Annotated in this window: 8 protein-coding genes; all 8 read left to right on the plus strand. The window is 37.9% G+C overall.

Annotation, left to right across the window (positions count from 1 at the left end; genetic code table 11):
- The first annotated feature begins 5 nt into the window (after positions 1–5).
- Positions 6–1,862 (plus strand): RagB/SusD family nutrient uptake outer membrane protein, encoded by a 1,857-nt coding sequence (locus LUA86_RS13965; protein WP_231463750.1) that lies wholly within the window; start codon positions 6–8, stop codon positions 1,860–1,862.
- Between the two features lie 115 nt (positions 1,863–1,977).
- Positions 1,978–2,955: a hypothetical protein gene (locus tag LUA86_RS13970; protein WP_231463752.1), complete on the plus strand. Its 978-nt coding sequence runs from the start codon at positions 1,978–1,980 to the stop codon at positions 2,953–2,955.
- A gap of 382 nt (positions 2,956–3,337) precedes the next feature.
- Positions 3,338–4,993: a polysaccharide lyase family 1 protein gene (locus LUA86_RS13975; protein WP_231463754.1), complete on the plus strand. Its 1,656-nt coding sequence runs from the start codon at positions 3,338–3,340 to the stop codon at positions 4,991–4,993.
- A 1-nt stretch (position 4,994) separates the two neighbouring features.
- Positions 4,995–6,626 carry a polysaccharide lyase gene (locus tag LUA86_RS13980; RefSeq protein ID WP_231463756.1) on the plus strand — a complete coding sequence of 544 codons (1,632 nt, stop codon included), beginning with the start codon at positions 4,995–4,997 and terminating at the stop codon, positions 6,624–6,626.
- 230 nt (positions 6,627–6,856) lie between these two features.
- On the plus strand, positions 6,857–10,009 hold the full coding sequence (locus LUA86_RS13985) for a DUF6298 domain-containing protein (RefSeq protein ID WP_231463758.1): 3,153 nt from the start codon (positions 6,857–6,859) through the stop codon (positions 10,007–10,009).
- A 2-nt stretch (positions 10,010–10,011) separates the two neighbouring features.
- On the plus strand, positions 10,012–11,412 hold the full coding sequence (locus LUA86_RS13990) for a glycoside hydrolase family 140 protein (protein WP_231463759.1): 1,401 nt from the start codon (positions 10,012–10,014) through the stop codon (positions 11,410–11,412).
- A gap of 221 nt (positions 11,413–11,633) precedes the next feature.
- On the plus strand, positions 11,634–12,581 hold the full coding sequence (locus tag LUA86_RS13995; protein ID WP_231463761.1) for a glycoside hydrolase family 43 protein: 948 nt from the start codon (positions 11,634–11,636) through the stop codon (positions 12,579–12,581).
- An 88-nt stretch (positions 12,582–12,669) separates the two neighbouring features.
- Entirely contained in the window at positions 12,670–14,496 is a 1,827-nt protein-coding gene (locus tag LUA86_RS14000; RefSeq protein WP_231463763.1) for an exo-alpha-sialidase, read from the plus strand.

The raw sequence follows: 14,496 nt of genomic DNA on the forward strand, positions 1-14,496 counted from the left end.
GAGCAATGATTAAGCAATTAAAAAACAACATAACAAAATCTTTATTGATTTTGGCCATTGCAGCAGCTTTACCTGCCTGCGTAAATAAAGATGAATTTTTTCTTTTACCAGATACCGAAGGTATTGATATTGCTATTTGGGATAACGAAGGGTCTGTTCAATTACATTTAAACAGAGTTTACGATGTAACCATACCATGGTTCCCATTACAAGTACTGCCAGATAGGATTGGTGTACACCTTGCAAGTGATGAAAATTATTATCCTAATGGAGATGCAAATGCAAGAGCCGCATTAGGTATGGAAGGTATGTTAGGTGTTAACGATGTTCGTGGTATTGTAGGTAATCAATACAGAGGTAATCCTGGTGATAATAAATACTGGGATATCGCAAGATGTAATGATGCAATTACAAACATTCCAAAAGGTGGAATGGCTCAGAACAGACAACGTGAGTATTTGGGCCAGTATTATGCTTTAAGAGCAATGGCTTATTTTGAGTTGGTTAAAATTTATGGTGGTGTGCCATTAATTTTAGAGCAGCAACTTGCAAATAGTGTTTATACAGGGGGTAGAAAAACTGCGAAAGAATGTGTTGCAGCTATTGTTAGCGACTTAAATAATGCAATGACGATGTTAGAAGGCTTTAATCCAGCTGATGGCGACGGTAGAGGCAAAATGACAAAACTTATTGCTGCATGTTTAAAAGCTAAGGTTTTGCTTTATTGGGCTAGTCCGCAGTTTAATCCAACTAACGATCCGAAACATCCTTATGTTGCAGCTAGATGGACTGAAGCTTTAGCAGCCAACAAAGAAGCTTATGATTTATGTATTGCTGCCGGCAAAAGATTAATGCCAAGCTATATCGATATTTTCCGTACTGAAGGAACAGCCAATACAGAAGCAATTTTAGTTAGAACTTATTCGAATACTATTCCAAACAGAGGTCATAACGGTGAATCGAGAAACAGGCCAACTTCAGAAGGTGGTGGATACAATCAAATGTATACGCCAACGGTGAAAATGTTAGAGTCGTACCCAATGAAAGACGGAAAACCAAGAGGAACCTCAACCGACTTTCCTTATGATCCGGTTATGTTCTGGCAGAACAGAGACCCAAGATTTGATGCAACTTTTGCAACAAACGGTAGTGTTTATCCTTTAAGTGGTAATGCGACCAGAAAGCAATGGACTTACAATAATGCGATTAACGAATCTAACGGTAACGCTGTTTATGTGAAACGTTTTACAACACCAGGTTTAGCAGTTGGTGGTGTAAGTTACTCTAATGGTGTTGGTGGTAGTGGTATGGATTGGATTGAGTTAAGATTATCTGAGGTGATGTTAAACTATGCTGATTGTTTAAATGAAACAGGAAATATCGCCTTGGCCAAGGATTTGGTAAGACAAATCAGGGTAAGGGCTGGTGTAGTTGCTGGTAATGTAGATTATGGTTTGGGTTTAGCAAATAGCACTTCCGATTTCAGAACTTTACTTTTAGCAGAAAGACAAGTAGAATTTGCATTCGAAAACAAACGAAATGCTGATTTGAGAAGAACACGTACTTTCCATTTATTAAGTGGTAACATGTCTAAATTAGAAGTTTCCTTAGCAAATACAGCAGATAAAGCAATTTTAGAAGCGGTAACAAACGGTGTAATGTTTAGAGAAACCATTAATGTAAACGATAAAACGACCTACCAAAGGTATTTCAGAAATGTAACAACTACGCCAAATTTTGGTGCTTACACAATTCCTGAGTTTCATTATTTCTATACGTTTCACAACGATTTTGTGAATTTTGGTGCCAACATAGCAACAACTGTTGGTTGGCCAGGTGGTACATTTGATCCACTTGACTAAAAACTTAGAGATTATAAACTGAGCCTATCAGATTAATAAAATTAAATATGAAACCTGCATGAGTGTGCTAATAAGCTGCTCCTGCTGGCTTCATTACCTTTAAAATGTTATTCAAATGAAAACTAAAAATATTCAAAAGTTATTCCTTATTGCAATAAGTGTAATGGTATTTTCCTCTTGCAAAAAGGAATCTGAAAATATATTTACCATGTTTAAGGATGTAACCGTAACTTTTAACAACAGCGATCCGCGTTGCGTTACAGATTACAAAGTGGTAAACGAGAAAGATGAAGTATGGATTGATTTTACAATCAACTCTGCTGCAGAAGATATGTATTCTTATGTGATAGAAACTTCGGCTGGTACAACAACACCATCCCGTATTACAACTGCAATTTCAGATCCGGCACAACGCAGAAGTTTTTCTTTTATATATAAAATTCCAAACAGCTTATACCCTGCATTAAGAGATGGTAAACAAAGTTTTAGAGTGTATGCTCTAAATCAGAAAGGAATTTATATTGGTGATGGTTACAAAAAAGTAACTATTGATGTAAACCCAAGCTACAAAATTTTTGCTAACAGAGATATCTTTTTACCAGATTCTACAGCTAAAGTTTTGCCTTCATTCTTCTCATTAAATGATGCTACAAGTTTTAGCTATACCAATGGTGCTGCAAATTCTACAAAAATAGATTTTGGTATATATCGTACCCTGTATAAAGATGCGCAAGGTGTTACTCAATATGCAATCAATTTGTATAATACTACAGCACCTGCAAGTGTGTTTCCAATTTACGATACAAGTACCTGGCAAAAAAGAGCAACAAAATTTAGTGCTCCAATCACAAATCAAGGAACAGTATTTTTAACCGGCGCTATCTCAGGCTCCACTATCGAAGCATTGGCAAAAGCAAGAACCATAAATCTAAATAATACAGTTGGAACTACTGCTGCAAACGGTTTAGCTGCGGGTAGTGCTGTATTTTTCCTCACACCAGAAGGTAAATATGGAATGATGTTAATCAATCAGGTTACTACTGACTTGCAAAAAAGACCTTACATAGACGTAAGTGTTAAAATGCAAAATTAAAATGCTTGCTTAATGGCGGATTTAGCACCGCCACTTTTATATATATTTGGTTTGAAAAAGGGGAGCAGCGATTGCTCTCCTTTTTTATTTAAGAATGTTACATTTATATATGAATTTTTTATTTACCTTGTAACACGGCTTTGTTAATGAAGTTAATTTGTTACAGGTTATTTGTCCGATTGGTAATATTGTACAATAGCTAGCGAAAATTATACATTAAAAAGGCTGTTTTTGAATGCAAATTTGAAAGATAATATACTTTCTAACCAAAATTTTTAACCAGGAATTACTACAGAATGAGCCACAATTTTTAATTTAACCCATAATTTTAATAGTTAAATTTAATCTGCTTAGCTTAGTTTTTCTTACGAGCAAAACACACATGAAAAAGAACTTATTTACGCTACTATTTTCATCGGCATTAATTCTCTCAGCTGGTTCAGCTTTTGCACAATACCCAAATATTCCAGATAAGATTAAAAAAGAATCAGATTCGATGATGAAGCAAGCTTATCGTCAATCGGATATTGCATGGGAAAAGGCAAAACCAATTATTGAGCAAGAAGCCAAACAAGGAAAGCCATATATTCCATGGGCAGGCCGACCAAATGATTTACCGCAGGCAGAAATTGTTGCTTTTCCGGGTGCTGAAGGTGGTGGTGCTTACAGTTTTGGTGGTCGTGGTGGTAGAGTAATCGTTGTAAAAAACTTAAATGATAGTGGTCCTGGTTCTTTGCGTGATGCTTGTGAACAAGGTGGTGCTCGTATTGTTGTTTTCAACGTTTCGGGTATCATCCGTTTAAAAACGCCTCTAATTATCCGTGCACCATATATCACAATTTCTGGTCAAACTGCACCTGGTGATGGTGTTTGCGTAGCCGGAGAATCGGTTTGGTTAAACACGCACGATGTAATTGTTCGTTTTATGCGTTTCCGCAGAGGCGAAACTTTTGTTGGTCGCAGAGATGATGCCATTGGTGGAAATCCGGTAGGAAATATTATGATTGACCACGTTTCTGCAAGCTGGGGATTGGATGAAAACATGTCGATGTACCGCCACATGTACAATGATAGTACAGGGAAAATTGAAGACAAATTAGGCACGGTAAATATTACGATTCAAAATTCTATTTTTTCTGAGGCTTTAGATTATTGGAACCATGCTTTTGGTTCTACTTTGGGTGGCGAAAATTGCGCTTTCGTTCGTAATCTTTGGGCAGATAATGGTGCACGTAATCCATCAATTGGCTGGAACGGCATTTTTAATTTTGCCAATAATGTGGTTTTCAACTGGAACAACCGTTCTACTGATGGCGGCGATTATACCGCTCAATACAACATCATCAATAATTATTACAAACCCGGACCAGTAACCGAATTAAAAGATCCGATTTCTTACCGTATTTTAAAACCAGAATCTGGCCGCAGTAAATTGCCTTATGTAGTGTTCGGAAGGGCGCATGTAGAAGGAAATATTATTGAAGGAAATGAAAAGGTAACCAAAGATAACTGGAATGGAGGTGTACAGTTAGAGGATAAAAAAGGTAATTTAATGAGTTATGAGCAGGCATCGCCATATTTTGCAGCAATGCGTGTTAAAAAACCATTCCCAATGCCAAAAATATCCATCATCCCAACGCTTCAGGCGAAAGAGTTTGTTTTAACAAATGTAGGGGCAACTTTACCGAAAAGAGATCCGGTTGATGCCAGAGTAATTAAGCAAGTAAGAACAGGAATTATTGAAGTTCATCCGGATGCTAAACCATCTGCTTTTCAGTTTGAACATCGCAGATTACCTGGAGACTCATATAAACAAGGTATTATAACAGAAATTTCTCAAGTTGGTGGCTACCCTGAATATAAGGGCACGCCTTACAAAGATTCGGATAACGATGGGTTGCCTGATGCTTACGAATCGAAAAACGGTTTAAATCCGAAAGATGCTTCTGATGCAGCAAAAATTACTAAAACTGGCTATTCAAACATCGAAAATTACTTAAATAGTGTTGTTCCCGTATCAATAGTAAAACCTAATTAATATGCGTAACTGGAATGCTATTTTTGGCGTAATTGTGCTTTGTGGTGTTGGAAATGTGGCTTTAGCCCAATATCCAGTTATCCCCGAAGCGATGGAGAAGAAATCAGATTCGATAATGGCGGTTTATGCTGAAAGAGCTAATCAACAATTTTTGAAAGCCAAAGCGGTAATGGATGCAGAAGCCAAAGCAGGTAAACCTTACATTCCCTGGGCTAATAAACCAAGTGATTTACCGCAATCAAAATTGGTGGCATTTCCGGGTGCAGAAGGTGGCGGTGCTTATTCTTTTGGTGGCAGTGGTGGTAAAGTTTATGTAGTTACTAGTTTGGAAGATTCAGGAAAAGGAACTTTACGCGAAGCTTGCGAGCAAGGCGGAGCCAGAATAGTTGTATTTAATGTTGCCGGAATTATTCGCTTAAAATCGCCATTAAATATCAAAGCACCATATATAACCATTGCCGGCCAAAGTGCACCTGGCGATGGGGTTTGCATTGCAGGCGAATCTGTATTAATTGACACACATGATGTTGTGATTCGCTATATGCGTTTTCGCCGTGGGGCAACTGATGTAACACGAAGAGATGATGCGATTGGAGGAAATCCGGTAGGTAATATTATCATCGACCATGTATCGGCAAGCTGGGGTTTAGACGAAAACATGTCTATCTATCGCCATGTTTATGATAAGAAAGATGGCTCAAAGCCCGAAAAACTTGCAACAGTAAATGTAACCATCCAAAACTCAATTTTTTCTGAGGCTTTGGATACTTATAATCATGCTTTTGGAAGCACCATAGGTGGATTAAATTCTACTTTTATGCGTAATCTCTGGGCTTCCAATATTAGTAGAAACCCATCTGTTGGTATGTATGGCGATTTTGGATTTGCCAATAATGTAATTTTTAACTGGTGGAATAGAAGTGCTGATGGTGGAGATAATGCTTCATTTTATAGCTTTATCAATAATTACTACAAACCAGGACCAATTACACCTGCGGGAGAACCGATTTCTTACCGTATCCTGAAACCGGAATCAGGCAGAGATAAGCGTTTTGTAAACGATTTTGGACGTGCTTACGTAACCGGAAACATCATAGAAGGCAACGAAAAAGTAACCAAAAATAACTGGGATGGCGGTATTCAGCCAGAAAGCAAACGCGATAAACAGAAATTGTTAGATTCTATCCGTACAGATAAGCCTTTACCAATGGCGAAGATTTCAATCATCGACACAAAAAAAGCATACGATTATGTTTTGGCTAACGCAGGTGCATCTTTACCCGTTCGCGATGCAGTTGATCAACGCATTGTTAAGCAAGTTGCTACAGGGAAAATTGAGGTTTTTGAAGGCGCTCATCTAACAGAAAAGCAAAGTTATGTTAAGCGAAGATTACCTTCAGATTCTTATAAGCAAGGCATAATTTCTGATATTTCTCAGGTTGGTGGTTACCCCGAATATAAAGGAAAACCTTATACTGATTCAGATAATGATGGTATTCCGGATGCTTACGAGCTGAAAAATGGTTTAAATCCAAAGGATGCTAAAGACGCAGCAAAAGTTACAAAATCTGGCTATTCGAATATTGAGGTTTATTTAAATAGTTTAGTGGATATAAATAAAGTTAGGCCTTAGGCGAGTTGTAGGTTTTACGTTATAAGTAATACGTTTTAAGTTGTACGTTATAAGTAATACGTTATAAGTAATACGTTTTAAGTTATAAGTGGTACGTTTAAGCGGAATAACTAAAGCAGAAAAACATATACACCTCGTCATTGCGAGGCACGAAGCAAACTCACAAAAGTATATTTTGCATTAAGATTGCATCGTGCCTCGCAATGACGGGAAATATAACAAAATAAAAAATGCAAAAAACTAACCATCTATATAAAATCAAAGTATTGCCAATATTGGCTTTACTGTTTTTTGCTACAAGTATTTCTTTCGCTCAAAAAACTAAGCCTATTGAGCCACCTAAGCCTCTTTTTAAAGATAAGGATGGTAAATTGGCTTATACATCTGATGAGCAGGGCAATCGTATCCCTGATTTTTCTTTTGCCGGATATATGGCGGGCGAAAAATCAATCCCAAATGCAAACGTTAAAGTAATTATTCCATTAAAAAATGGCGATGCAACTTTGCGCATTCAATCGGCCATCAACTATGTTTCAAAATTACCTATCGGGAAAGATGGTTTACGCGGTGCGATATTATTAGAAAGGGGAACTTATCAGGTTGCAGGAACGCTGAAAATTTCCGCTTCAGGGGTGGTGCTTCGGGGCAGTGGAATGGGAGAGAATGGTACAATAATTTTCGCTACAGGTTTAGACAGGATTGGTGTTATCAGAATTTTGGGTAAGCACAATAAAATTGAAGAAAAGCCGATTGCTATCAGCGATAATTACGTTCCTGTTAATTCAACCAAACTTACTGTAGCAAATGCATCGCGTTTTAAAGTTGGCGATAAAATAATTATTCATCGTCCGTCAACTAAAGAGTGGATAGAAACCTTAAAGACCGTAGAATTTGGTGGTGGCGAAAGTGCTTTAGGTTGGAAACCTGGGACAAGAGATATTCGTTTCGATAGAAAAATTACTGCTGTAAATGGCGCTGTTATTACTATTGATGTTCCAATTACCACAGCACTTGACGCTAAATTTGGTGGGGCAACCATTTCAAAATACCAATGGGATGGAAGAATTGCAAATTCTGGTGTCGAGAATATAAAGTTAGAATCTGATTATAACAAGGAAAATATTAAAGATGAATACCATCGCTGGACAGCCATCAGTTTAGAAAACGTAGAAGATGCGTGGGTTCGTCAGGTGGTTTTTGAACATTTTGCAGGTTCTGCAGTAAATGTTTTAGAAACGGCAAAGCGCATTACCGTTGAAGATTGTAAATCATTAGCACCAATTTCTGAAATTGGTGGCGAACGCAGGTTTACATTTTTAACAACTGGACAGCAAACACTTTTTCAAAGATTATATGCTGAATTTGGTTACCACGATTTTGCAGTAGGTTTCTGCGCTCCAGGTCCAAATGTTTTCGTTCAATGTCAATCCTATCTGCCATTTAGTTTCAGCGGCACAATTGATAGTTGGGCATCGGGCGTTCTGTTTGATATTGTAAATATCGATGGACAAGCCTTGAGTTACTTAAACAGAGGCCAGGATGGGCAAGGTGCTGGCTGGAGTGCTGCAAACAGCGTTTTTTGGCAATGCAGTGCAGCAAGAGTAGATAATCCACAACCTCCAACAGCTCAAAACTGGGCATTCGGAACGTGGGCCCAGTTTTCTGGAAATGGTTATTGGGATATGTCCAATGAGCAAATTCAGCCTCGCAGTTTATACTATGCTCAACTTAAAGATAGATTAGGTAATGGGGTTGAAACCAGAACATTTCTGCTACCTGTTGAAACCGAAGCCTCGAGCAGTCCGCCTGTAGATGTTGCGCAGAAATTAACCAAACTAGCGGTTAAACCCGCTTTAACAGTTGCCGAATATATTGATGCAGCAACTGAGCGAAATAAAATATCAACAGAACCAAAAGATGCGAAAACGATTGATAACATTGGTTTAGATAAAGTTGTTGAAATAAAACTGGCTGAAGCCGCAACCATCGAAAATGGTTGGTTGGTACGCGGCAATCAAATTGTTATTGGCGATAGGCAAGATGTGCCATGGTGGAGTGGTAGTGCTCGTCCGCATGGTTTAAAGAAAACTAAATTTCATGCTACCCGTTTTGTCCCTGGTCGTGAGGGAAATGGCTTAACTGATGATTTGAATGCAATAACCGATTCTATGAAAAATGGCTCGGTTAAAGTATTAGACCATAATTATGGTCTTTGGTACGATAGAAGAAGAGACGACCATGAGCGCATTCGCCGCATGGATGGAGAAGTTTGGGCACCGTTTTATGAGCTGCCTTTCGCCCGTAGCGGACAGGAGAAGGCCTGGGATGGTTTGAGTAAATACGACATTACAAAGTATAATCTGTGGTATTGGGATAGGTTGAAAACTTTCGCAAATCTGGCCGACCAAAAGAGCTTAATCTTAATTCACGAAAATTATTTTCAGCATAATATTATCGAAGCAGGCGCACATTATGCTGATTTTCCATGGCGTACAGCGAATAATATAAACAATACAGGTTTCCCTGAACCGGTTCCCTATGCGGGAGACAAACGTATTTTTATGGCCGAGCAGTTTTACGATATCAGCAATGAAAATCGCAAAGCGATACACAGAGCGTACATCAGGAAATGTTTAGAAAATTTCGATGGAAATACCGGCGTTATTCAATTAATCGGTGCAGAATTTACTGGTCCGCTGCATTTTGTTCAGTTTTGGATTGATACCATAAAAGATTGGGAAAAAGAAACCGGCAAACACCCGATTATTGGTTTAAGTGTAACTAAAGATGTTCAGGATGCTATTTTGGCGGATAAAGAAAGGGCGAGTGTTGTGGATTTAATCGATATCAAATATTGGCATTACCAGGCAGATGGATCGGCTTATGCACCACAAGGCGGGCAAAATTTAGCGCCTCGCCAGCATGCCCGTTTACTAAAACCAAAGAAAACATCTTTCCAGGAGGTTTATCATGCGGTATCTGAATATAAAACTAAATTTCCTGAAAAGGCAGTAATGTACTCAGGAGATAATTTTGATGCTTTTGGTTGGGCAGTTTTGATGGCTGGAGGTTCTTTAAGTAATGTTCAAAATCTCGATAAGTCTGTTTTAAATGCCATATCAACATTAAAAACAATCATCCCGATAGGGAAAAATGGCCAGCAATATGGTTTGGAAAATGCAGGCAAAACTTATCTGTTTTATAACGCATCAGCAGATGTTATCAGTTTAGATTTAACTAAAACTGCTGGAAAATTTAATGTGAAGATATTCAATCCTAAAACCGGTGTATTGGTTAAGGAAGAAAAAATAAGTGGTCAATCTATTGCAAAAATTAAAAAAGTTGAAACTGGAGATGAGCTCATCTTCATTAATAAAATATAATTATGATGCCAAAATCTAAACTATACTTTTTACTTTTTATCAGCCTGCTCGCATTTGGATGTAAAGAAAAACCCCATTTTGGTGATAAAAGTTTATTAGTATCTGATAACGGACGCTTTTTTAGTACCGGAGATGGAAAGCCGTTTTTTTGGTTAGGCGATACAGGTTGGCTGTTGTTTAGTCGTTTAAATAGGGAAGAAACGAATACTTATCTCGAGGATAGAAAGCAAAAAGGTTTTAATGTGATTCAGGTAATGGTTCTGCATGATGTTGCAGCCAAAAATATCTATGGCGATTCTGCTTTGGTTGCCAAGAATGTTTCAATACCTGTTGTTACAGATAAAAGCGATTTTAAAGATTCTACCGCTTACGATTATTGGGATCATGTAGATTATGCTATTGATAAAGCCGCAGAAAAGGGTTTATATATGGCTTTGGTTCCGGTTTGGGGTACAAATGTTAAAGAGAAAAAGGTTAATGAAGCTCAAGCGAAAGCTTACGCTAAGTTTTTGGCTGATAGATATAAAGACAAATGGAATATTATTTGGTTAAATGGTGGAGATATTAGGGGCAGTGACGGCCTAAAAGTTTGGAATACAATTGGTGAAACATTAAGAGCGAACGACCCAAATCATTTAATAACGTTTCATCCAAGAGGTAGAACAGCTTCTTCAGCTTGGTTTCACGATTCGAAATGGAGCGATTTTGATATGGTTCAATCCGGCCATCGCCGTTATAACCAAGACACTTCTGCTAAAGAGAAATTGCATTATGGCGAGGATAATTGGAAGTACATAGAAGCCGATTATAAACTTAAGCCAAACAAACCAACGATTGATGGAGAGCCATCTTACGAAGATATTCCTCAAGGTTTGCATGATACAAGAGAACCTCGATGGAATGATGCTGATGTTCGCCGTTATGGCTACTGGTCGGTTTTTGCAGGTGCTTTTGGCTATACCTACGGTCATAATTCAGTAATGCAGATGTATAAAAAAACGGATTTGAAACCCGCTTATGGTCCAAATGATACCTGGGATATAGCATTGAATGCTAAGGGTGCAACGCAAATGAAATTCCTGAAAGAATTAATGCTTTCGCGTTCTTATTTCGACAGAGTGCCAGACCAAACTTTGGTTGCAGGTACTAATGGTGAAAAGTACGATCGGGTTTTAGCCACAAGGGGAGAGGAATATGCAATGTTCTACACTTACACGGGTAAAACTTTTAGTGTACAAATGGGCAAAACCGATGGCGATGATGTAACTGCTTCGTGGTTTGACCCAAGAACAGGAAAAACGACTGTTATAGGGAAATTTGAAAACAAAGGCATTAAGGAATTTAATCCGCCAGGTGATGCTGCAAATGGAAATGATTGGGTTTTGATATTGGATAAGATTTAGCTTGCCCGTCATTTCAAGGAGGGAACGACGATGCATTTTCATTTTACAAGACAGATTGCTTCAGCTCACACAAACCCGGCTTCGCAATGACGACCGCCGTGAACGTCATTGCGAGGCACGAAGCAATCTCCTGTTATAATTTAAAGTCGGTAATACCCCCAGCTTTATTAAAAACATGATAGCGAAGATTTACCAAAGCAGTAACATTCCCGCGTTCGGGAATGAAGGAATTAAAATATAAAATGTTAAAATCATCAATCATATCATCATTTCGCTTAGCTATAATTGGCCTGGTTTTGTGTGGATTAACTTCTTGCTCTAATCAAGCGTATTTATTCACTTCGTTTCATGAGCCAGCAAATGAAGGTTTGAGATATTTATACAGCTACGATGCCTATCATTGGACAGATTTAAATAAAACATTTCTCAAACCAGCGGTTGGCACGCAAAAAGTAATGCGTGATCCATCAATTGCTCAAGGTCCGGATGGTACATTTCATTTGGTATGGACATGCAGCTGGAAAGGCGATAAGGGTTTTGGTTACGCCAGTTCGAAGGATTTAATTAATTGGAGTGAGCAAAAATTTCTTCCGGTTATGGCGCATGAGCCTAAAACAGTTAATGTTTGGGCGCCAGAAATTTTTTATGATGACGAAAAGAAAGAATTTGTAATCATTTGGGCATCAACCATACCATTTCGTTTTGAAAAAGGTATTGAAGAGGAAGAAAATAACCATCGAATGTACAGCATTACCACCAAGGATTTTAAATCATTCTCTGAAACAAAATTATTTTCAGATCCTGGTTTTAGCGTGATTGATGCAGTAATTGTAAAACGAGCTGCCAAAGATTATGTATTGGTTTTAAAAGATAACACCCGCCCAAATCGAAATTTAAAAGTTGCTTTCGCAGATGATGCTTTAGGTCCGTATAAAAATGTTTCTGAAACATTTAGTCCGAAATTAACAGAAGGACCAACGGTTGTAAAAGTTAAAAACGATTACCTGATTTATTTTGATGCTTACGGACAAAAAACCTATTCAGCTTACAAAACATCAGATTTTAAAAATTTTAAGGATGTAAGTTCTGAGGTTTCTATCCCCGAAGGACATAAACATGGAACTATTATAAAAGTAAAGAGGAAAGTGATTGAGAGGTTGAGGAAGTAAATAACCAACTCGTCATTGCGAGGCACGAAGCAATCTAATTTGCTGATGAGATTGCTTCGTGCCTCGCAATGACGAAATGCATAATAAAATGAAAATATTTAAAATACTTTATTTAGTCTTACCCTTTGTATTTGCAAAATCGCAGGCGCAAGATACCGTTCGTTATACAGGTAAAACTTTGGTTAATGCCGATTATCATCACGGGCAACTTGCGCCGGTAATTGGTGTTCATAATATTCAAACTTTCAGGGCAAACAGAGAACATCCAGAATTAGCCGAAAACTTCGGCTGGACATATAATCATGCGCCAATGCTGGCTTATTGGAACAATAAATTTTATGTAGAATATTTGAGTGATAAGGTTGGAGAAAGCATCCCGCCAGGACAAACATTTTTGCAATCTTCTGCTGATGGTTATACCTGGACGAAACCTGATGTAATTTTTCCGGTTTACAGAATTGCAGATGGAACCACCAAAGAAGGCAGAACGGATGTAGCTAAAGATTTAGATGCGGTTATGCATCAGCGAATGGGTTTTTATGTTTCAACAAAAAATGTATTTCTTGTTTTAGGATTTTATGCCATTAGTTTTGATGCAAAAGATGACCCGAATGATGGGCATGGAATTGGTAGAGCAGTTCGAGAAATACAAGCGGATGGCAAATACGGTCCAATTTATTTTATTCATTACAATCCGGGTTATTCAGAAAAAAATACAAAATATCCGTACTATACAAAAAGCAAAAATAAAGCTTTTGTTGCTGCGTGTAATGAGTTGCTTGCCAATAAGTTAATGACACAGCAATGGAATGAGGAAGCCGATAGAAAAGACCCATTAATTACTTTGCAAAAGCAATATAAAGCCTTTAATTATTACCATTTACCTGATGGAAGAGTAGTAGGTTTATGGAAAAATGCACTAACTGCAATTAGCAATGATAATGGTAAAAGCTGGCCCGAAAACGCCACACGTGCACCAGGTTTTGTAAATAGTAATGCCAAATTCTGGGGTCAGAAAACTGCTGATGGAAATTATGCAACGGTTTATAACCCATCTGAATATAGGTGGCCTTTGGCAATTTCGACTAGTAAAAACGGTTTAGATTACACAAACTTATTATTAATTCACGGCGAAATTACCCCAATGCGTTACGGTGGAAATTACAAATCTTATGGTCCGCAGTATGTTCGTGGCATTATTGAAGGTAATGGAAAACCCGCTGACGGGAAGTTGTGGGTTACATACAGCATGAACAAGGAAGATATTTGGGTTTCTTCAGTTCCTTTGCCCGTAAATGAAAAGGCGCTGCAACATGCTGATGATGATTTTAGCAAATTAACAAAAGGAAAAGAACTTGATAATTGGAATATTTATAGTCCGCTGTGGGCGCCTGTAAAAGTAGAAAATAGCCTTTTAGTTTTAAGAGATAAAGACCCATTTGATTACGCAAAGGCTGAAAGAATTTTTCCGGCATCGAAAAAGATAATCACATCATTCTCGGTAACGCCAAAGCAAAATGATTTCGGTTTACTGGAGATTGAATTACAAGATGCAAAAGGTATGGCAAGTGTTCGCTTAACTTTTGATACAGCTGGAAATTTAAGTGGAAAAGCTGGTGCCCGTTATAAAAATTTTATGAAATATGAAGCTGGCAAAAGCTATGATATCAAATTGAAATTGGATGCGCATACCAGATTTTACACGCTTACAGTTAATGGTAAAGAAGCCTCATTAAGTTTAGCTTATCAACCAGTTGCTGATGTTTCTCGAATTGTTTTTCGTACAGGAGCAACGCGTCGTTTTCCAAATGTAGATACACCTGCCGACCAGACTTATGATTTAAAAAATGCAGGTGAATCAGAGAAAAAAGAAGCGGTTTACTCGATTAAGTATTTAAAAACGGAAGGATTTTAA

Source organism: Pedobacter sp. Leaf132, from assembly GCF_920984695.1.
GTDB lineage: Bacteria > Bacteroidota > Bacteroidia > Sphingobacteriales > Sphingobacteriaceae > Pedobacter.